The organism is Streptomyces sp. NPDC029151 (assembly GCF_055564315.1).
This window is the reverse complement of the sequence record NZ_JBVHWQ010000014.1, coordinates 26941-46111: the sequence shown is the minus strand read 5'-3', so window position 1 is coordinate 46111 and position 19171 is coordinate 26941. Positions and strand designations below refer to the sequence as shown.

The following is a 19171-nucleotide window of genomic DNA, read 5'->3' as shown; positions in this document are numbered from 1 at the left end:
GGAGAGCGGGCGGGGCGGGGCCGGACTAGTCCCAGAAGGTGTCCCAGTAGAAGTGGATGTCATTCCCGTGGTGTTCCTCGTACTGGTACACGTGCGCCGGGACGTGGGCCACCGTCGGTGTGACGGGTAGCAGCGCGCCTCCGGCGACCGCTCCGGCCGAGACGGCGAGCACGGCCAGCCGCCTGCCCCGCAGCCACTGGCGCACCACACGGGTACGGATCATGTGCTTCACGGTTCTCTCCTGTCGCGTTCCGCGGGCCCTGGTCGCTCTCCGGTGTCTCCGGCGCGGCCCGTACGTCCATTGGGCCGGAACGGCAGGCCGGGGTCATGTTCCGAGGTCTCGGGACTTGACGGGGGGTGAAGTGGCTGAACGCGGCCCCCGGTGGGGTGTCCGGAGCACGGGACCGGCCCAGGACGGAGGCTCGGGCGGCTCGGGAAGCGGCGGCGGTCCGGGACGCGGGTGCGGCTCGGCAAGCGCGGGCTCCGCGGCCCTCCACGCGTCCCGGTCCGCGCAGGGGGCGGCCGGGGGCAGGTCGGCCGACGCCGGTGCGGACGCGCTGCGGCCGGCGCCGCCGACGGCGCCGCGCAGGGCCCCCACGAACTCCAGGCAGGTGTCGTAGCGGTCGTCGGGGATCTTCGCCAGGGCCCGGCGCATGACCTCGTCCGCGACGGCGGGGATGTCCGGCCGGTCCTCGCTCAGCGCGGGCGGCGGGTCGTACTGGTGGGCCCAGAGCAGCTCCATGTGGTCCGCCCGCCGGAAGGGCGGGGCGCCCGAGAGGGTCTCGTGGACCACGCAGGCGAGGCTGTACTGGTCGGACCGGCCGTCCACCGGGCGCCCGGCGATCCGCTCGGGCGCCACGTAGTCCAGCGTGCCGACGAACTCGCCGGCCGTGGTGAACCCGGTGAGCGACAGGGACTTCTTGGCCAGCCCGAAGTCGGTGAGGTACACGTGCTCCGGGTGGTCGCTGTCGATGCCCTTGGTGATCAGTACGTTGCCGGGCTTGACGTCCCGGTGCACCAGGTCGCGGGCGTGGGCCGCGTCGAGGGCGGAGGCGAGCTGGGCGGCGATGCGCAGCGCGGCCGGGACCGGGAGGGGGCCCTCGCGGTCGAGCAGGGCGCGCAGGTCGAGGCCGGCCACGAAGCACATGGCGATGTACAGCACCCCGTCCGCCTCGCCGGCCTCGAAGACCGGCACGATGTTGGGGTGGTCGATGGCGGCGGCGACCCGGGACTCCTGGGCGAAGCGGCTGCGGAAGGCCTCGTTGCGGGTGTACTCGGGGGCGAGCAGCTTCAGGGCGACCGTGCGGCCGAGGCGCAGGTCCTTGGCGCAGTAGACGACGGCCATCCCGCCACGGCCGAGTTCGCGTTCCACCCGGTAGCCCGCGATCTCGGCCCCGATCAGGCCGGAGGCGCTGTCGGGAGCCCACGTCACGTCTGAATTCTACCGATTGATCCCCTTCCGGGCCCATGGCGGGGACGGGAACGGCGCGCACGGGAAAGGCCCGGGCCTCCCTCACGGGACCCGGGCCTCCCGCGTCCGGACGCTCGCACGGAGCTCGCACGGAGCTCATCCGGACGCTCCTCCGGGAGCGGCCGTCACGCCGCGACCGGAACCTCCGGCGCCGACTCGCTCGTGGCGGGCGCGAGCGCCAGCTCCAGGACCTGGCGGACGTCGGTCACGGCGTGGACGTCCAGCTTGTCCAGCACCTCGGCCGGGACGTCGTCCAGGTCCGGCTCGTTGCGCTTGGGGATGATCACGGTGGTCACCCCGGCGCGGTGGGCGGCGAGCAGCTTCTGCTTCACCCCGCCGATCGGCAGGACCCGGCCGGTCAGCGAGACCTCGCCGGTCATGGCGACGTCGGTGCGGACCAGGCGGCCGGAGAGCAGCGAGGCGAGGGCCGTGGTCATCGTGATGCCCGCGCTGGGGCCGTCCTTCGGCACCGCGCCCGCCGGGAAGTGGATGTGCACGCCCCGGTCCTTGAGGTCGGCCACCGGCAGCTCCAGCTCGGCGCCGTGGCTGCGCAGGAAACTCAGCGCGATCTGCGCCGACTCCTTCATCACGTCACCCAGCTGGCCGGTCAGGGTCAGCCCCGCCGCGCCCGTCTCCGGGTCGGCCAGGGACGCCTCGACGTAGAGCACGTCGCCGCCGGCACCGGTGACCGCGAGGCCGGTCGCCACACCGGGCACGGCCGTACGGCGCTCGGCCGGGTCCTGCGCGGACTCGGGCACGTGGTGCGGCCTGCCGATCAGCGCGCGCAGGTCGCCGTCGGTGACCGTGAACGGCAGCTCCCGCTCGCCCAGTTCGTGCTGGGCGGCGATCTTCCGCAGCAGCCGGGCGATGGACCGCTCCAGGGTCCGCACGCCCGCCTCGCGGGTGTACTCGCCGGCGAGCTTGCGCAGCGCGCTCTCGTCCAGCGTGACCTCGTCCTTGTCCAGTCCGGCCCGCTCCAGCTGGCGCGGGAGGAGGTGGTCGCGGGCGATGACGACCTTCTCGTCCTCGGTGTACCCGTCCAGGCGGACGATCTCCATCCGGTCGGCGAGGGCCTCCGGGATGGCCTCCAGGACGTTGGCGGTGGCGAGGAAGACCACGTCGGACAGGTCCAGCTCGACCTCCAGGTAGTGGTCCCAGAAGGTGTGGTTCTGCGCCGGGTCGAGCACCTCGAGGAGGGCGGCGGCCGGGTCGCCCCGGAAGTCGGAGCCCACCTTGTCGATCTCGTCCAGCAGGACCACCGGGTTCATCGACCCGGCCTCCTTGACGGCGCGCACGATCCGGCCGGGCAGCGCGCCGACGTACGTACGGCGGTGGCCGCGGATCTCGGCCTCGTCGCGGACGCCGCCGAGGGCGACCCGGACGAACTTGCGGCCCATGGCGTGGGCGACACTCTCCCCCAGGCTGGTCTTTCCGACACCGGGGGGACCGACCAGGGCGAGTACGGCACCGCCGCGCCGGCCGCCGATGACGCCGAGCCCGCGGTCGGTGCGCCGCTTGCGCACGGCCAGGTACTCGGTGATGCGCTCCTTCACGTCCTCGAGACCGGCGTGCTCGGCGTCCAGCACCGCCTTCGCGCCCTGGATGTCGTAGGCGTCCTCGGTCCGCTCGTTCCACGGCATCTCCAGGACCGTGTCCAGCCAGGTGCGGATCCAGGAGCCCTCGGGCGACTGGTCGGAGGCGCGCTCCAGCTTGTCGACCTCCTTCAGGGCGGCCTCGCGGACCTTCTCCGGCAGGTCGGCGGCCTCCACGCGGGCGCGGTAGTCGTCGGACTCCTCCCCCTCCTTCTCACCGTTGAGCTCCCGCAACTCCTTGCGGACCGCCTCCAGCTGACGGCGCAGCAGGAACTCGCGCTGCTGCTTGTCGACGCCCTCCTGGACGTCCTTGGCGATGGTCTCGGCCACGTCCTGCTCCGCGAGGTGGTCGCGCAGCTGCTGCGTGGCGAGCTTGAGGCGGGCCACCGGGTCGGCCGTCTCCAGCAGCTCGACCTTCTGCTCGGTGGTCAGGAACGGCGAGTAGCCGGAGTTGTCGGCGAGGGCCGACACGTCGTCGATGGCCTGGACGCGGTCCACGACCTGCCAGGCGCCGCGCTTCTTCAGCCACGTGGTGGCGAGCGCCTTGTACTCCTTGACCAGCTCGGTCACCTGGCCGGGCAGCGGCTCGGGAACGGTCTCCTCGACGCGGGCGCCCTCGACCCATAGGGCGGCGCCCGGTCCGGTGGTGCCGGCGCCGATGCGGACCCGGCTCCGGCCGCGGATCAGGGCCCCCGGGTCACCGTCGGCGAGCCGGCCGACCTGCTCGACCGTGCCGAGGACGCCGGTCCTGGCGTACGTGCCGTCGACGCGCGGCACCAGCAGCACCTTGGGCTTTCCGGGTTCGGAACGGGCGGCGGCCTGCGCGGCCTCCACCGCGGCCCGCACCTCGGCGTCGCTCAGGTCCAGCGGAACCACCATCCCGGGCAGCACGACCTCGTCGTCGAGCGGCAGCACGGGCAGGGTCAGCGTGAACGCCGGTGACTCAGCAGCCATGATTTCCCCTTCGGCAGTCAACTTGAGCTATGCCGACTCAATGTTCTGGCGCGGCCCATTGTTCCCGAGGGAGTGTTCGCTCTGAGCGATCATGGGCGTCGAAAGGGTGCCGACGGCGGAGCACACGCGCCGCGCGGGTGCCTCGCGGCCGGTCGGGCGGTGGGCCGGCCGGTCAGGCCGGCCCGCGCCGGCGGCGCACGAGGGGCCAGGCGGACACGCCGATCGCCAGGGCGATCAGGTGGCCCCAGTCGGTCAGGGGATCCGCGTACGCCAGCAGGGCGTCCAGGAGCGCGCCACCCACCAGTGCCAGCAGGGGCCAGCGCAGCCACGGGCCGAGGAGGCCCGCCAGCGCCCCGGCACTCGCGGCCACGCCGAAGCTGATGCCGTAGTCCAGGCGGTGCAGCGAGGATCCGGGCAGGTGGCCGGCGAGGACGGCGAGGCCCACCGGGACCTCGGTGGCGAGGGTGGCCAGGACATGGCCGGCCAGGAAGACGCCGGCGGCGCGCAGCGCGCCCGCCCGCCGCTCCAGCGCGGTGAGCACCAGCACGAAGCCGAGCGCGTACGGCGACAGGAGCCCGCCCGCGACCCACAGCGCGCTCGCCAGGAGCACCGGCACGGGCGCGCCGACCAGGTGGGCCACGTCCGTGCTGGACTCCTGGTGCAGGGCGTGCACCAGGCCGGGGTCGGCGAGGGCCGCGACCAGGGAGGTGACGGCCAGCACGGCCGTGTAGGCGAAGGTGAACGGGGTGCCGGCGGGCGTGGGCAGCAGGCGCCACGGACGGGGCAGCGGACGGGACGGGCGTGCGGCCGGAGCGGGGGGCGCGGCGCCGCGCTGGCGGGGTATGCCGTCGAGCAGGCCCGCGAGGACCGGGGGCGCGGCGGCCGTGCCGTCCGCGAGGGGCGTCCCCGGCGCGGGTGGGGACACGCCCTGCGAGGGGCCCGTCGTGCTCCGTTCCACGGTGAGGCGCTCCTTCCGTCGCGCCCCACCCTCCGTGCCCGGTGTGCCGCTGTCTATGACCGACGCCACCCGGGAGCGGATTCACGGCAACCTCTCACCGGCCTCCCGCGTCCGGCTCCCGGCCCTCGGCACACGTTGGGGGGCGTCCTGCGCAATTCCCGTGAACGCTAGACGCCGTTCGAGCAGGATGGGGGCATGACTGCCGTGTACGACTCTCCTGTGGTCCTTGACCGGCGCGACGGCCCGTACGGCGAGGTGGTGCTGCGCAGGCACGGCGCGCTGCTGCAGATCATCGCCAACGGCTGTTTCCTGATGGACACCTCCGACGGCCGGTCGGAGCGCCTGCTGGTCGACGCGGCCCGTGCCGCGCTGGACGGACGGCCGGCGCCCTCGGTGCTGATCGGCGGGCTGGGCGTGGGATTCTCGCTCGCACATGCCGCCACCGGGTCCGGCTGGGGGCGGATCACCGTGGTGGAGCGGGAGCCCGCCGTGATCGGCTGGCACCGGGACGGACCGCTGGCCGAGGTGTCCGCGGACGCGCTCGCCGACCCGCGGACCTCGATCGTGGAAGCGGATCTCGTGACCTACGTCAATGAGACATCGGACACGTTCGACGCGCTGTGCCTCGACATCGACAACGGGCCCGGCTGGACCGTCACGGAGGACAACGACAGCCTCTACTCACCGGCCGGACTGGCCGCCTGCGCCCGGGTGTTGAGGCCCGGCGGGGTACTCGCGGTGTGGTCGGCCGAGCCCTCTCCGGAATTTGAAGGAAGCTTGCGGAATGCCGGGTTCCAGCAGGTGCGTACCGAAGAGGTCCCGGTTGCCCGGGGCGTTCCGGACGCCGTCCACCTCGGCGTCCGACCTGGATAGCGACAGCGCGGTGAGTCCCCGTAATGTGCTGCCCTGACGCGGATCATTCAAGCGTCAATCGCAGACATGGGATCACCCCACGGATTCCGGAAAGCAACAACAGGGGCGGGCGATGGAGCAGACACACACCTCCCAGAGCGGCGCGGCGACGACCACCCCGGGCGCACAGCGCCGGGTGCTGGTCGTCGAGGACGACCCGACGATCGTCGACGCCATCGCGGCCCGGCTCCGCGCCGAGGGATTTCTGGTGCAGACGGCGGCCGACGGTCCGGCCGCCGTCGACACGGCCGAGGCCTGGCAGCCCGACCTGCTGATCCTCGACATCATGCTGCCCGGCTTCGACGGGCTGGAGGTGTGCCGGCGGGTGCAGGCCCAGCGGCCGGTGCCGGTACTGATGCTGACCGCGCGGGACGACGAGACGGACATGCTGGTCGGGCTCGGCGTCGGCGCCGACGACTACATGACCAAGCCGTTCTCGATGCGGGAGCTGGCGGCACGCGTGCACGTGCTGCTGCGCCGGATGGAGCGGGCCGCGCTGGCCGCCGCCACGCCCCGCTCCGGCATCCTGCGCCTCGGCGAGCTGGAGATCGACCACGCGCAGCGCAGGGTGCGGGTGAAGTCCGAGGACGTCCACCTGACCCCCACCGAGTTCGACCTGCTGGTGTGCCTGGCGAACACCCCGCGCGCGGTGCTCTCCCGCGAGCAGCTGCTGGCCGAGGTGTGGGACTGGGCGGACGCCTCCGGCACCCGCACGGTCGACAGCCACATCAAGGCGCTGCGGCGGAAGATCGGCGCGGAGCGCATCCGTACCGTGCACGGTGTGGGCTACGCGCTGGAGACACCGACCCCGTGAGCCGCGACGGGCGCCAGGCCGCACGGAGGAGCCCCGGGACCCTCGGCGAGGACCCCTGGGGCGGCGTACGCCCGTTCTCGATCAAGACCAAGCTGGGCGCGCTGGTCGTCATCTCGGTGCTCATCACCACCGGTCTGTCGATCGTCGCGGTGCACACCAAGACGGAGCTGCGCTTCATCACGGTCTTCTCCATGATCGCCACACTGCTCATCACGCAGTTCGTGGCGCACTCGCTCACCATGCCGCTGGACGAGATGAACGCGGTGGCCCGCTCCATCTCGCAGGGCGACTACACCCGCCGGGTGCGCGAGAACCGCCGGGACGAACTCGGCGACCTGGCCCAGACGATCAACGTCATGGCCGATGAGCTGGAGGCCCAGGACAACCAGCGCAAGGAGCTGGTCGCGAACGTCTCCCACGAGCTGCGCACCCCCATCGCGGGGCTGCGCGCGGTGCTGGAGAACATCGTCGACGGGGTCACCGAGGCCGACCCGGAGACCATGCGGACGGCCCTGAAGCAGACCGAGCGGCTCGGCCGGCTGGTGGAGACCCTGCTGGACCTGTCCCGGCTGGACAACGGCGTCGTCCCGCTGAAGCTGCGCCGGTTCGAGGTGTGGCCGTACCTCTCGGGCGTGCTGAAGGAGGCCAACATGGTCGCCTCGGCGCGCGCGGGCATGGCCACCGGCTCGGGCAGCCACACCCGCACGGACGTCCATCTGCACCTCGACGTGTCGCCGCCTGAGCTGACCGCGCACGCCGACCCCGAGCGCATCCACCAGGTCGTCGCCAACCTGATCGACAACGCGGTCAAGCACAGCCCGCCGCACGGCCGGGTGACCGTGCGGGCGCGCCGGGGGCCGCAGCCGGAGTCGCTGGAGCTGGAGGTCCTGGACGAAGGCCCCGGCATCCCCCGGTCCGAGTGGCACCGGGTGTTCGAGCGGTTCAACCGGGGTGCCGTCACCCGGCCGCACGGCCCGGGCAGCGACGGCGGTACGGGACTGGGGCTGGCGATCGCCCGCTGGGCGGTGGATCTGCACGGCGGCCGGATCGGTGTGGCCGAATCCGAGCGAGGCTGCCGGATCATCGTCACTCTCCCGGGACTGACTTCCGTCCCGAGTTGACGTAGGGTCCGAACCGGAAGGACAAGATCCACGTCGGTCGCCGCCGCTCCGCGCAGCTGGACACGTGTGATCACAGGCAGGCCCGCGCCACCCGTCGAACGAAGGCGCGCCGGGTCCGGGCCGCCGCACCCTCTCACATGCGGAACCACGCTTGTTTCCCGCCATTTCAAGCCCTGAAACAAGATTCTTGATGTGACTTACGCGACGATGACCTTGCCCGACCTGACCTTCCCGGCCATGGAGGCGTAGCCTTTATTCCCGCTGTCCATCACCTTGTGAAGCGGAAGAGGGCGGTTGCCGCCGTGTCGCCACAGTCCCCCAGTAACTCGAGCATCTCCACCGACGACCAAGCCGGGAAGAACCCCGCTGCCGCGTTCGGTGCGAACGAGTGGCTCGTCGACGAGATCTATCAGCAGTACCTCCAGGACCCGAATTCGGTAGACCGCGCCTGGTGGGACTTCTTCGCCGATTACAAGCCGGGGGCTCCTGCCACCCCGGCCCCGGCGGGTACTGCGGCCACGGGGGCCGCAGAGACCACCACGGCCCCGAAGCCCCAGCCCGCGGCCCCGGCCCCCCAGGCCGCCGCCCCGGCCGCCCCCGCGGCCGCGAAGCCCGCCGCGGCCGCCGCTCCCGCGGCGCAGGCCGCCCCCGCCCCGGCCAAGCCGGCGACGCCCGCACAGGCGCCCGCTCAGCCGAAGGCGAAGCCCGGTGCAGGCACCGGCTCCACCGGAGCGGCCGGCGCCGCGCGGTCTTCGGCCGCCGAGGCCCCCGAAGGTCCCGAGTTCGTGACGCTGCGCGGTCCGTCCGCCGCCGTCGCGAAGAACATGAACGCCTCGCTGGAGCTGCCGACCGCGACGTCCGTGCGCGCGGTCCCGGTGAAGCTGCTGTTCGACAACCGGATCGTCATCAACAACCACCTGAAGCGCGCCCGGGGCGGGAAGATCTCCTTCACGCACCTGATCGGCTTCGCGATGGTGCAGGCCATCAAGGCCATGCCGTCGATGAACTGGTCGTTCGGCGAGAAGGACGGCAAGCCGACCCTCGTCAAGCCGGCGCACGTCAACCTCGGTCTGGCCATCGACCTGGTCAAGCCGAACGGCGACCGCCAGCTCGTCGTGGCCGCCATCAAGAAGGCCGAGACGCTGAACTTCTTCGAGTTCTGGCAGGCCTACGAGGACATCGTCCGCCGCGCCCGTGAGGGCAAGCTGACGATGGACGACTTCACCGGTGTCACGGTCTCCCTGACCAACCCCGGCGGCCTGGGCACCGTCCACTCCGTGCCGCGCCTGATGCCCGGCCAGTCCGTGATCATGGGCGTCGGCTCCATGGACTACCCCGCGGAGTTCCAGGGCACCAGCCAGGACACCCTGAACAAGCTCGGCATCTCGAAGGTCATGACGCTCACGTCGACCTACGACCACCGGGTCATCCAGGGCGCCGCCTCCGGCGAGTTCCTGCGCACCGTCGCCAACCTGCTGCTCGGCGAGAACGGCTTCTACGACGACATCTTCGAGGCGCTGCGCATCCCCTACGAGCCGGTCCGCTGGCTCAAGGACATCGACGCCAGCCACGACGACGACGTCACCAAGGCCGCGCGCGTCTTCGAGCTGATCCACTCCTACCGGGTCCGCGGCCACGTCATGGCCGACACCGACCCGCTGGAGTACAAGCAGCGCAAGCACCCCGACCTGGACATCACCGAGCACGGGCTCACCCTGTGGGACCTGGAGCGCGACTTCGCGGTCGGCGGTTTCGCCGGCAAGTCGATGATGAAGCTGCGCGACATCCTCGGTGTGCTGCGCGACTCGTACTGCCGCACCACCGGCATCGAGTTCATGCACATCCAGGACCCCAAGCAGCGCAAGTGGATCCAGGACCGCGTCGAGCGCCCGCACGCCCGCATGGAGCGCGAGGAGCAGCTGCGGATCCTGCGCCGGCTCAACGCCGCCGAGGCCTTCGAGACGTTCCTGCAGACGAAGTACGTCGGCCAGAAGCGCTTCTCGCTGGAGGGCGGCGAGTCCGTCATCCCGCTGCTCGACGCGGTGATCGACTCCGCCGCCGAGTCCCGCCTGGACGAGGTCGTCATCGGCATGGCCCACCGCGGCCGCCTGAACGTCCTCGCCAACATCGTCGGCAAGTCGTACGCGCAGATCTTCCGCGAGTTCGAGGGCAACCTCGACCCGAAGTCGATGCACGGCTCCGGCGACGTGAAGTACCACCTGGGCGCCGAGGGCACCTTCACCGGCCTGGACGGCGAGCAGATCAAGGTCTCGCTGGCCGCCAACCCGTCCCACCTGGAGACGGTCGACCCGGTCATCGAGGGCATCGCCCGCGCCAAGCAGGACATCATCAACAAGGGCGGCACGGACTTCACGGTCCTGCCCGTCGCGCTGCACGGCGACGCGGCCTTCGCCGGCCAGGGCGTGGTGGCCGAGACGCTGAACATGTCGCAGCTGCGCGGCTACCGCACCGGCGGCACGGTCCACATCGTCATCAACAACCAGGTCGGCTTCACCGCGGCCCCCGAGTCCTCCCGCTCGTCGATGTACGCGACGGACGTGGCCAGGATGATCGAGGCCCCGATCTTCCACGTGAACGGCGACGACCCCGAGGCCGTGGTCCGCGTCGCGCGTCTGGCCTTCGAGTTCCGCCAGGCGTTCAACAAGGACGTGGTGATCGACCTCATCTGCTACCGCCGCCGCGGTCACAACGAGTCGGACAACCCGGCCTTCACCCAGCCGCTGATGTACGACCTGATCGACAAGAAGCGCTCGGTGCGCAAGCTCTACACCGAGTCCCTGATCGGTCGCGGCGACATCACCCTGGAAGAGGCCGAGCAGGCCCTGCAGGACTACCAGGGCCAGCTGGAGAAGGTCTTCACCGAGGTCCGCGAGGCCGTCACGACGCAGCAGGCCACCGGCCCCGTGTCGGACCCGCAGGCGGAGTTCCCGGTCGCCGTGAACACCGCGATCTCCTCGGAGGTCGTCAAGCGCATCGCCGAGTCCCAGGTCAACATCCCCGACTCCTTCCACGTGCACCCGCGCCTGCTGCCCCAGCTGCAGCGCCGGGCGACGATGGTCGAGGAGGGCACGATCGACTGGGGCATGGGCGAGACCCTCGCGGTCGGCTCGCTGCTGCTGGAGGGCACCCCGGTCCGGCTGTCGGGCCAGGACTCCCAGCGCGGTACCTTCGGCCAGCGCCACGCGGTCCTCATCGACCGCGAGACGGGCGAGGAGTACACCCCGCTCCAGTACCTCGCCGAGGACCAGGCGCGCTACAACGTCTACAACTCCCTGCTGTCCGAGTACGCGGTCATGGGCTTCGAGTACGGCTACTCGCTGGCCCGCCCGGACGCGCTCGTGATGTGGGAGGCGCAGTTCGGCGACTTCGTCAACGGCGCCCAGACGGTGGTCGACGAGTACATCTCCGCGGCCGAGCAGAAGTGGGGCCAGACGTCCGGCGTCACCCTGCTGCTGCCGCACGGCTACGAGGGCCAGGGCCCGGACCACTCCTCGGCCCGTGTCGAGCGCTTCCTCCAGCTCTGCGCGCAGAACAACATGACGGTCGCCATGCCGACCCTGCCGTCGAACTACTTCCACCTCCTGCGGTGGCAGGTGCACAACCCGCACCACAAGCCGCTGGTGGTCTTCACCCCGAAGTCGATGCTGCGTCTGAAGGCCGCCGCGTCGAAGACGGAGGAGTTCACGTCGGGCCAGTTCCGTCCCGTCATCGGGGACACCACGGTGGACCCGGCCGCGGTCCGCAAGGTCGTGTTCGTGGCCGGCAAGCTGTACTACGACCTGGAGGCCGAGCGGCAGAAGCGCGGCGCCACGGACACGGCGATCATCCGCATCGAGCGGCTGTACCCGCTGCCGGGTGCCGAGCTCCAGGCGGAGGTCAACAAGTACCCGAACGCCGAGAAGTACCTGTGGGCGCAGGAGGAGCCGGCGAACCAGGGTGCCTGGCCGTTCATCGCGCTCAACCTGATCGACCACCTGGACCTGGCGGTCGGCGCGGACATCCCGGCCGGCGAGCGGCTGCGGCGCATCTCGCGTCCGCACTCGTCGTCCCCGGCGGTGGGCTCCGCGAAGCGGCACCAGGCCGAGCAGGAGCAGCTCGTCCGCGAGGTGTTCGAGGCGTAGTGCCTCCGGCGGTCAGCTGAAGGCAAGGGCCCGGTACCGAGTTCCGACTCGGTACCGGGCCCTTCGCGTGGTCCCCCGCGCCCCCTCGCGCCCCCTCGGGCCGCTTCGGCCCGGATGGGCCGTGGGTCCCGGTGCGGCCGCACCGTGCCCGTCTGCGGCCGAGGCGGTGTGCGGGGGCGGTGTGCGGGGGCGGTGTGCGGGGGCGGTGTGCGGGGGCGGGACGCCCGGCGGTGCGGGTGCGGGATGGTGTGCGGGTGCGGGCGCCCTGCGCCCTCCTGGCCCCCTGGTTCCCTGCTTCCCTGCTCGACTACTCGTCGTCCTCGTCATCGAGCCGCGCGAGCCAGGTCGCCAGCCGCTCCACTGGCACCTCGAAGTCCGGGTTCAGATCCACGAACGTCCGCAGCTGCTCGGCGAGCCACTCAAAGGTGACCTCTTCCTCGCCACGCCGCTTCTCCAACTCCTCGATACCGCGGTCGGTGAAGTACATAGGGTCACGTCTCCTGCGTAAACGTCGGCCTGCCAACAACTCCCCCCAGCGTATGCGCCCCGTCCCGCGCCGTCGGCCACGGAGGGCTGCCGGGGGGCCGCGGCGACGCCCCGCCGGCCAGGGCAAGCCGCCCTCCCGCGCCGGCACGAGCGCCCCTTCCCTCGCTCCTCCTCCCTCGAACGAGTGTCTTGACTTCCCCGAGCCGCGATATATCGTGTTTGAGAACGGGACGCGATATGGCGCGTCCGCGTCTCGCACACCGTGACCGGCCGAGGAGGCCCCATGTCCGAGTGGTCCGTCACCGAACCCCGGAAGCTCACCTTCGACACCCCCGTCCACGACCTCCACGTCCGCATCGTCAACGGCACGGTCAACGTGGTCGGCACGGACGACGGCCCCGCCCGCCTGGAGGTCTCGGACCTGGAAGGCCCGCCCCTGGTGGTCACCCAGCGCGGCGGCACCCTCACCGTGGCCTACGAGGACCTCCCCTGGAAGGGCTTCCTCAAGTGGCTCGACCACAACGGCTGGCGCCGCACCGCCGTCGTCTCCCTGGCCGTCCCCACCGGCACCCGCGTGGAGGTGGGCGTCGTCGGCGCCACCGCGGTCGTCTCCGGTATCCGCGGTCCCGCCGCGGTGAAGGGAGTCACCGGCGACACCACCCTCGTCGGCCTCTCGGGCCCCGTCCGGGCGGACACCGTCTCGGGCAACGTGGAGGCCCAGGCGGTCACCGGCGACCTCCGCTTCCACTCGGTCTCGGGCGACCTCACCGTGGTCGAGGGCTCCGGCACCTCCGTGCGGGCCGACTCCGTCAGCGGCTCCATGATCGTCGACCTGGACCCGGACGGCCCCACGGACATCGGTCTCACCAGCGTCTCCGGCGAGATCGCCATCCGCCTCCCGCACCCGGCGGACGCCGAGGTGGAGGCGAACACGGCGAGCGGCACGATCTCCAACGCCTTCGACGGACTCCGCGTACACGGCCGGTGGGGCGCCCACAAGATCACCGGCCGTCTCGGCGCGGGAACCGGCAAGCTGCGCGCCACCACCGTCTCCGGCTCGATCGCCCTGCTGCGCCGGCCGCCCCGGGACGACGAGGAGAGCACCCCCTGGGAGACCGAGCCTCCGAAGCCCCCGGCCTCCGACGCATCCCACCCGCCCGGCCACCCCTCGGCCGCCCCGGGGGACAATTCCGTCTCCGGCCGGGACGCCACCGCCACCGCCACTGGTGCAACGGACACCACCGATGCCACCGGCACCCCGGACGACCCCGGCGCCGGCGGCGCCCCGGCCGACGGCACGACCGACAAGAAGGTGCTCTGACATGCCTCCCGTCTTCGCCCACGGCCGCCTCCGCCTGTACCTGCTCAAGCTCCTCGACGAAGCCCCGCGCCACGGCTACGAGGTGATCAGACTCCTCGAGGAGCGCTTCCAGGGGCTCTACGCCCCCTCGGCCGGCACGGTCTACCCCCGGCTGGCCAAGCTGGAGGCGGAGGGCCTGGTCCGGCACACCACGGAGGGCGGCCGCAAGGTGTACGCCATCACGGACGCCGGCCGCGCCGAACTGGCCGACCGCAGCGGCGAGCTGGCCGACCTGGAGCTGGAGATCCGCGAGTCGGTCGCGGAACTGGCCGCCGAGATCAGGGCCGACGTGCGCGGCGCGGCCGGCGACCTGCGCCGCGAGGTGCGCGCCGCCGCCTCCGAGGCCCGCCGGGACACGAAGGACACCGGGGGCGAGCGCCCTTACGGGGAGTACGACGGGCCGGACGACAAGGAGGCCTGGAAGGCCGCCAAGGAGGAGATGCGCCGGGTCAAGCAGGAGTGGAAGGAGCAGGCGCGGCGCGCGAAGGACGAGAGCCGCCGGGCCCGCGAGGAGGCCCAGCGGGCCCGCCGCCAGGCCCAGGAGGCCCAGGCACGGGCGCGGGCCCAGGCGCAGGAGGAGCTCCAGCGCATCGCCCGCCGCGTCCAGGACCGGGTCCAGGACCACTTCACCCCCGGCGACTGGCCGACCGGACTCCGCGAGGGCCTGACGGAACTGGCCAAGGACCTCGGCGAGTTCGGGAAGGACTTCGGGAACAACCTCGGCAAGGAGTTCGGCAGGGACCGCGGCTTCGCCCACCCCGCCGACGAGACGCGCGCATCCGCGCCCGCCCCCGACCACGCCTCAGACGTCCACCACACCCCGCCCCCGAAGGACTTCCCCGCCGCGTACGAGCCCTCCTGGGCACACGAGGAGTCCACCGGTGACCCGGCCCGCGATCTGGACCGCCTGCTGGACCGCTTCCGCGACGGCATCCGCGACGCGGCCCGCGACCACGGCGTCACCCCCGCCCAGCTGAGCGAGGCCCGCCGGCACCTGTCCACGGCGGCCGCCCACATCGCGGCCGTACTCCACACCCCGGCCCACTGACCCGCCACCCGTCGGCGTCGACGGGTCGCGGGGAGGGCGGACGCGGCACTGGCACGACGCTGCCTGCCGTCCCTCGGCGGGGGGCCTTTCCGGTCGCTGCGGTGGAAACGGTCTCCCAGCCGGCTGGGGCGGCCGCGGGGGCCGGGGCCGGGCGGCTGGCCGGCAGCGCTCCGGGCGGCCGGTCCGTCCGGGCGTTCGGCCCGCCGGTCTGCTCGGCCTGCCGGCCCGGAAGGCCGCGTTCGCCCGGCCGGAGGACGGGCAGGGCCCGGCCGGAGGACGGGCAGGGCCCGGCCGGAGGACGGGCAGGGCCCGGCTCCGCGTGCCGCCGCCGCGGACCGACAGATGCCACTCCGCAAGCGCCGTTAGCCCGGCGGCCGGCGGCCGGCGGCCGGCGCTCGGCGCTCGGCGCTCGGCGGCCGAGGGCCGAGGGCCGGCGCCCGAGGGCCTGCCCACACCAGGGTCCCCCGACCGCTCACCCCGTCTCGGCACCCCCTCGGCGCCCACTCGGCACCAGCTCTCCGCCACCCCCGCTCACCGTCCGGCCGAGCGAGCCTCCAGGGCGGGCGGGCAGACCCTCGTCACCGACTCGAACGTCACCCCGTGATCGGCCAGCACCTCCCCCGCCACCCCCGGTACCACCGTCAACGCCAGCAGCAGATGCTCGTCCCCGATGCGCCGGTCGTGCCGGGCGAGGGCGATCCGCAGGGACCTCTCCAACACCCCCTTGGCCGCTCGGCCGAAGGCCGGCCGGCGCCCCTGGAGCCGCCCCCGCCGCTCCAGGTCGCCGGACATCGCACCGGCCCCGTGCGTCTCCTCCACCCGGGCCACGATCTCCGACACATCGATCCCCAGTCCCGCCAACGCCTCCGTGTCGGCCCGGGTCAGCCCGGCCCGCCGCCGCGCCTCGCGCACCGCCCGGCGTACCGGCTCCCGGTCCTGCGGCTCCGCGAGCCCGAGCGCGGCGAGCGCGAACGACGCCCGGCTGCCCTCGCCATCGAGGAGGGCGAGCAGCAGATGCTCGGCGCCGACCGTCCGTGCCCCGCCGCTCCACGCGTTCTCGACCGCGCCCGTGACCACCGCCCGGGCGTCCTTGGTGAACCGCTCGAACATCAATGCCTCCCGTACTTCTTGTGCACGGCCTGCCTGCTGACACCCAGCTCCGCGGCGATCTCCTGCCACGACCAGCCCTGATGGCGCGCACTGCGCACCTGTACCGCCTCCAGCTGCTCCAGCAGCCGGCGCAGCGCGGCCACGGCCCGCAGTCCGACCCGCGGGTCCCGGTCTCCGGCGCGCTCGGCGAGATCGGTTGCCTCACTCATGATGTCAATCTAGGTTGACACCTTCGATTTGTCAACCAAAGTTGACAGACAGCCCGAGCGAAAGGCGGGCCCGCGTCCCGGACCCGCCTCTCAGCCCCACTCCCGGCCCGACTCCGGGCCCGACTCTCGGCCCGACTGCCTCGCGGGCTCAGGAATGGGTGAGCACGATCTTCCCGAACTGCTCCCCGGAGGCCAGCCGTTCGAAGCCCTCGCGGGCCCGGTCCAGCGGCAGCTCCTCGTCGATGACGGGCCGTACACCGGTCGCGGCGCAGAAGGCGAGCAGGTCCTCCAGCTCGTCCTTGGTGCCCATGGTGGAGCCGACCACCTTCAGTTCGAGGAAGAAGATGCGGGTCAGCTCGGCGTGCGAGGGCCGGTCCCCGCTGGTGGCACCGGAGATGACGAGCGTTCCGCCGGGCCGCAGGGACTTCACCGAGTGGGACCAGGTGGCGGCGCCCACGGTCTCGATGACCGCGTCCACCCGCTGCGGCAGCCGCGCCCCGGGCTCCACGGCCTCCACCGCGCCCAGCTCCAGCGCCCGCTTCCGCTTGGCCTCGTCCCGGCTGGTGGCGAAGACCCGGAGTCCGGCCGCCTTGCCGAGGATGATCGCGGCCGTGGCGACACCGCCGCCCGCGCCCTGCACGAGGACCGAGTCCCCGGGCCGTACACCGGCGTTGGTGAACAGCATCCGGTACGCGGTCAGCCAGGCGGTCGGCAGGCAGGCGGCCTCGGCGAAGGAGAGCTCCTTCGGCTTGGGCAGGACGTTCCAGGTCGGTACGGCGACCTGTTCGGCGAAGGTGCCCTGGTAGCGCTCGGTGAGGATGGAGCGCGGCTCGTCGGGGCCGACGCCGTGGCCGGTCTGGCCGATGACGGAGTGCAGGACGACCTCGTTGCCGTCCTCGTCGACCCCGGCGGCGTCGCAGCCGAGGATCATCGGCAGCCGGTCCTCCGGGAGGCCGACGCCCCGCAGGGACCAGAGGTCGTGGTGGTTGAGGGAAGCGGCCCGCACGGTGATGGTGCTCCAGCCGGGACGGGCCTGGGGAGCCGGACGCTCCCCCAACTCAAGGCCGGTGAGCGGCTGGTCGCGGTCGATTCGGGCGGCGTAGACAGCGAACATGATGCCGACGATAGGTGCACGGTGCAGCGGGCGGAACCAGCGTCCGCTGTGACACATGCCCTCTTGCGCAACGGCACCCATGCGGCGCAGCACCGCGCCGACGCGCCCGGGAGCGCCTCGTCCGCACCCGACCGGAGGGGCGGCCGGGCGGGATGAAAAGTGCGGAAGGAGAAGGAAAGAGGCAGAAAAACGGCCCCGCCCACAGGGGCGGGGCCGTTCAGCGCGATGTCAGCGACGGGCGACGCCCGCGGCCCGGGCCGCGGCGGCGACCGCGGCGGTGACGGCCGGGGCGACCCGCTCGTCGAACGGCGACGGGATCACGTAGTCGGCGGCGAGGTCGTCGCCGACCACCGCGGCCAGCGCCTCCGCCGCGGCGATCTTCATCCCCTCCGTGATCCGCGTGGCCCGCACCTGGAGCGCGCCCGCGAAGATCCCGGGGAAGGCCAGCACGTTGTTGATCTGGTTCGGGAAGTCCGACCGTCCGGTGGCGACGACCGCCGCGTACTTGTGCGCGACGTCGGGGTGCACCTCCGGGTTCGGGTTGGCCATCGCGAACACGAAGGCGCCCTCCGCCATGGAGGCCACGGCCTCCTCCGGGACCGTACCGCCGGAGACGCCGATGAAGACGTCCGCGCCCGCGAGGGCGTCCTCCAGGGTGCCGGTGAGGCCGGCCTTGTTCGTGAAGCCGGCCAGCTCGCGCTTGACCGGGGTCAGGTCCTCCCGGTCGGCGGACACGACGCCCTTGCGGTCCGCGACCGCCACGTCCCCGATGCCGGCCTCGACCAGCATCCTGGCGATGGCGACACCGGCCGCGCCGGCGCCCGAGATGACGGCCCGCAGCTGCCCGATCTCACGCCCGCTCAGCCGGGCCGCGTTCCGCAGCGCCGCGAGCGTCACGACGGCCGTACCGTGCTGGTCGTCGTGGAACACCGGGATGTCCAGGCGCTCCTGGAGCCGGCGCTCGATCTCGAAGCACCGGGGCGCCGAGATGTCCTCCAGGTTCACTCCGCCGAAGGAGGGAGCGAGCCGGACGACGGTCTCGACGATGTCGTCCACGTCGGTGCAGTCGAGCGCGATCGGCACCGCGTCGACGCCGCCGAACTGCTTGAAGAGGATCGCCTTGCCCTCCATCACGGGGAGGGAGGCCTGGGGACCGATGTCCCCGAGTCCGAGCACGGCCGTGCCGTCGGTGACGACGGCGACCACGCTGGACTTCCATGTGTAGTCGTTGACCAGCTCCGGCTGTTCCGCGATCGCGGTGCACACGCGAGCGACGCCGGGCGTGTACGCGAGGGAAAGGTCGTCCTTGTCGCGGACCGGCACGGTGGCCTGCACAGCCATTTTGCCGCCGCGATGCAGGGCGAACACCGGATCGAAGGAATCGAGGGGCTCGGCCCCGCCGTCCTGGTCCGTCGTGCCGTCGCTGCGAGGATTGACGATCTCCGCTGCCACTTTGTTTTACCCCTTAGGTATGCATGGTTTGAGGGTCGACCACTCCTGGTGAGGGGTGGGCGGGCACCGCGTACGGCTCGATTGCGGATACGTACGAGCTCATACGCGACGGGCGCGCCGCACACGCGCCCTGAGCCCCGGATGAGGGGTGTAAAGAACCTTCTTACCGGACGGACGGTGCCCAGGACGAGTCCATTAGGTGCAAGGTCACATCCAGGAACCGCAAAGCGACACGCGGGTGACGCGCGGCCGACGGACCGGAACGGCGCGAAAACGCCCAAGGCCGACCGATGGGGCCCGGGGGAAGGGCGACCACATGGTGAGACATGCCGAAGATTTTCCGGCCGGAGCGCTGGATTCCCGAAGATCTTCGACGGTGACACACCAAGGATGTCCGGACCTGATGCGGTTCGGGGGTCACCCGTTAT

At 72.2% G+C, this 19171-nt stretch carries 15 protein-coding genes; 6 read left to right on the top strand and 9 right to left on the bottom strand.

Features of this window, described 5'->3' with window-relative positions; genetic code table 11:
- Positions 1 to 25: 25 nt before the first annotated feature.
- From ACZ4VF_RS35200 to ACZ4VF_RS35185, 4 genes are all read right to left on the bottom strand, one after another.
- Entirely contained in the window at positions 26 to 232 is a 207-nt protein-coding gene (locus ACZ4VF_RS35200) for a hypothetical protein (RefSeq protein ID WP_467931133.1), read from the bottom strand.
- A gap of 93 nt (positions 233 to 325) precedes the next feature.
- Positions 326 to 1432, bottom strand: a complete 1107-nt coding sequence (locus ACZ4VF_RS35195; RefSeq protein ID WP_467931132.1) for a serine/threonine-protein kinase — start codon at positions 1430 to 1432, stop codon at positions 326 to 328.
- 164 nt (positions 1433 to 1596) lie between these two features.
- Entirely contained in the window at positions 1597 to 4017 is a 2421-nt protein-coding gene (lon, locus tag ACZ4VF_RS35190) for an endopeptidase La (protein ID WP_467931130.1), read from the bottom strand.
- 172 nt (positions 4018 to 4189) lie between these two features.
- On the bottom strand, positions 4190 to 4975 hold the full coding sequence (locus ACZ4VF_RS35185) for a rhomboid-like protein (protein ID WP_467931129.1): 786 nt from the start codon (positions 4973 to 4975) through the stop codon (positions 4190 to 4192).
- Between the two features lie 195 nt (positions 4976 to 5170).
- Here ACZ4VF_RS35185 and ACZ4VF_RS35180 point away from each other — a divergent pair, with 195 nt between their 5' ends.
- The 4 genes from ACZ4VF_RS35180 (at position 5171) to ACZ4VF_RS35165 (ending at position 11964) form a co-directional block, all read left to right on the top strand.
- The gene (locus ACZ4VF_RS35180) at positions 5171 to 5848 is read left to right on the top strand and encodes a spermidine synthase family protein (RefSeq protein WP_467931128.1); all 678 of its coding nucleotides are present in this window, start codon (positions 5171 to 5173) and stop codon (positions 5846 to 5848) included.
- A 112-nt stretch (positions 5849 to 5960) separates the two neighbouring features.
- Positions 5961 to 6701, top strand: a complete 741-nt coding sequence (locus tag ACZ4VF_RS35175; protein ID WP_467931127.1) for a response regulator transcription factor — start codon at positions 5961 to 5963, stop codon at positions 6699 to 6701.
- On the top strand, positions 6698 to 7822 hold the full coding sequence (locus ACZ4VF_RS35170; protein WP_467931125.1) for a HAMP domain-containing sensor histidine kinase: 1125 nt from the start codon (positions 6698 to 6700) through the stop codon (positions 7820 to 7822). Before ACZ4VF_RS35175 ends, ACZ4VF_RS35170 begins: the two co-directional genes overlap by 4 nt.
- A gap of 302 nt (positions 7823 to 8124) precedes the next feature.
- Complete coding sequence (locus tag ACZ4VF_RS35165; RefSeq protein WP_467931124.1) at positions 8125 to 11964, top strand: multifunctional oxoglutarate decarboxylase/oxoglutarate dehydrogenase thiamine pyrophosphate-binding subunit/dihydrolipoyllysine-residue succinyltransferase subunit; 3840 nt, start codon at positions 8125 to 8127, stop codon at positions 11962 to 11964.
- A 307-nt stretch (positions 11965 to 12271) separates the two neighbouring features.
- On the opposite strand, the gene ACZ4VF_RS35160 is transcribed toward ACZ4VF_RS35165, so the two are convergent.
- Positions 12272 to 12451, bottom strand: coding sequence for a DUF6104 family protein (locus ACZ4VF_RS35160; protein ID WP_003992906.1), 180 nt, complete (start codon positions 12449 to 12451; stop codon positions 12272 to 12274).
- Between the two features lie 282 nt (positions 12452 to 12733).
- On the opposite strand from ACZ4VF_RS35160, the gene ACZ4VF_RS35155 reads away from it, so the two are divergent.
- Complete coding sequence (locus ACZ4VF_RS35155; RefSeq protein ID WP_467931123.1) at positions 12734 to 13771, top strand: DUF4097 family beta strand repeat-containing protein; 1038 nt, start codon at positions 12734 to 12736, stop codon at positions 13769 to 13771.
- 1 nt (position 13772) lies between these two features.
- Entirely contained in the window at positions 13773 to 14858 is a 1086-nt protein-coding gene (locus ACZ4VF_RS35150; RefSeq protein ID WP_467931122.1) for a PadR family transcriptional regulator, read from the top strand.
- 531 nt (positions 14859 to 15389) lie between these two features.
- Here the strand turns inward: ACZ4VF_RS35150 and ACZ4VF_RS35145 are convergent.
- From ACZ4VF_RS35145 to ACZ4VF_RS35130, 4 genes are all read right to left on the bottom strand, one after another.
- Positions 15390 to 15968, bottom strand: a complete 579-nt coding sequence (locus ACZ4VF_RS35145; protein ID WP_467931120.1) for a Clp protease N-terminal domain-containing protein — start codon at positions 15966 to 15968, stop codon at positions 15390 to 15392.
- Entirely contained in the window at positions 15968 to 16177 is a 210-nt protein-coding gene (locus ACZ4VF_RS35140; RefSeq protein ID WP_467931119.1) for a helix-turn-helix domain-containing protein, read from the bottom strand. Before ACZ4VF_RS35140 ends, ACZ4VF_RS35145 begins: the two co-directional genes overlap by 1 nt.
- Before the next feature lie 148 nt (positions 16178 to 16325).
- Entirely contained in the window at positions 16326 to 17291 is a 966-nt protein-coding gene (locus ACZ4VF_RS35135; protein ID WP_467931117.1) for a zinc-binding dehydrogenase, read from the bottom strand.
- A gap of 228 nt (positions 17292 to 17519) precedes the next feature.
- A complete protein-coding gene (locus ACZ4VF_RS35130; protein WP_467931116.1) occupies positions 17520 to 18743 on the bottom strand; it encodes an NAD(P)-dependent malic enzyme in 1224 nt (407 codons plus the stop codon).
- Between the last annotated feature and the right edge of the window lie 428 nt (positions 18744 to 19171).

Bases quoted from the DNA above. Each gene is read 5' to 3' on its own strand.
- lon (WP_467931130.1), bottom strand. From the start codon at position 4,017: ATGGCTGCTGAGTCACCGGCGTTCACGCTGACCCTGCCCGTGCTGCCG.
- ACZ4VF_RS35180 (WP_467931128.1), top strand. From the start codon at position 5,171: ATGACTGCCGTGTACGACTCTCCTGTGGTCCTTGACCGGCGCGACGGC.
- ACZ4VF_RS35175 (WP_467931127.1), top strand. From the start codon at position 5,961: ATGGAGCAGACACACACCTCCCAGAGCGGCGCGGCGACGACCACCCCG.
- ACZ4VF_RS35160 (WP_003992906.1), bottom strand. From the start codon at position 12,451: ATGTACTTCACCGACCGCGGTATCGAGGAGTTGGAGAAGCGGCGTGGC.
- ACZ4VF_RS35155 (WP_467931123.1), top strand. From the start codon at position 12,734: ATGTCCGAGTGGTCCGTCACCGAACCCCGGAAGCTCACCTTCGACACC.
- ACZ4VF_RS35150 (WP_467931122.1), top strand. From the start codon at position 13,773: ATGCCTCCCGTCTTCGCCCACGGCCGCCTCCGCCTGTACCTGCTCAAG.
- ACZ4VF_RS35145 (WP_467931120.1), bottom strand. From the start codon at position 15,968: ATGTTCGAGCGGTTCACCAAGGACGCCCGGGCGGTGGTCACGGGCGCG.
- ACZ4VF_RS35140 (WP_467931119.1), bottom strand. From the start codon at position 16,177: ATGAGTGAGGCAACCGATCTCGCCGAGCGCGCCGGAGACCGGGACCCG.
- ACZ4VF_RS35135 (WP_467931117.1), bottom strand. From the start codon at position 17,291: ATGTTCGCTGTCTACGCCGCCCGAATCGACCGCGACCAGCCGCTCACC.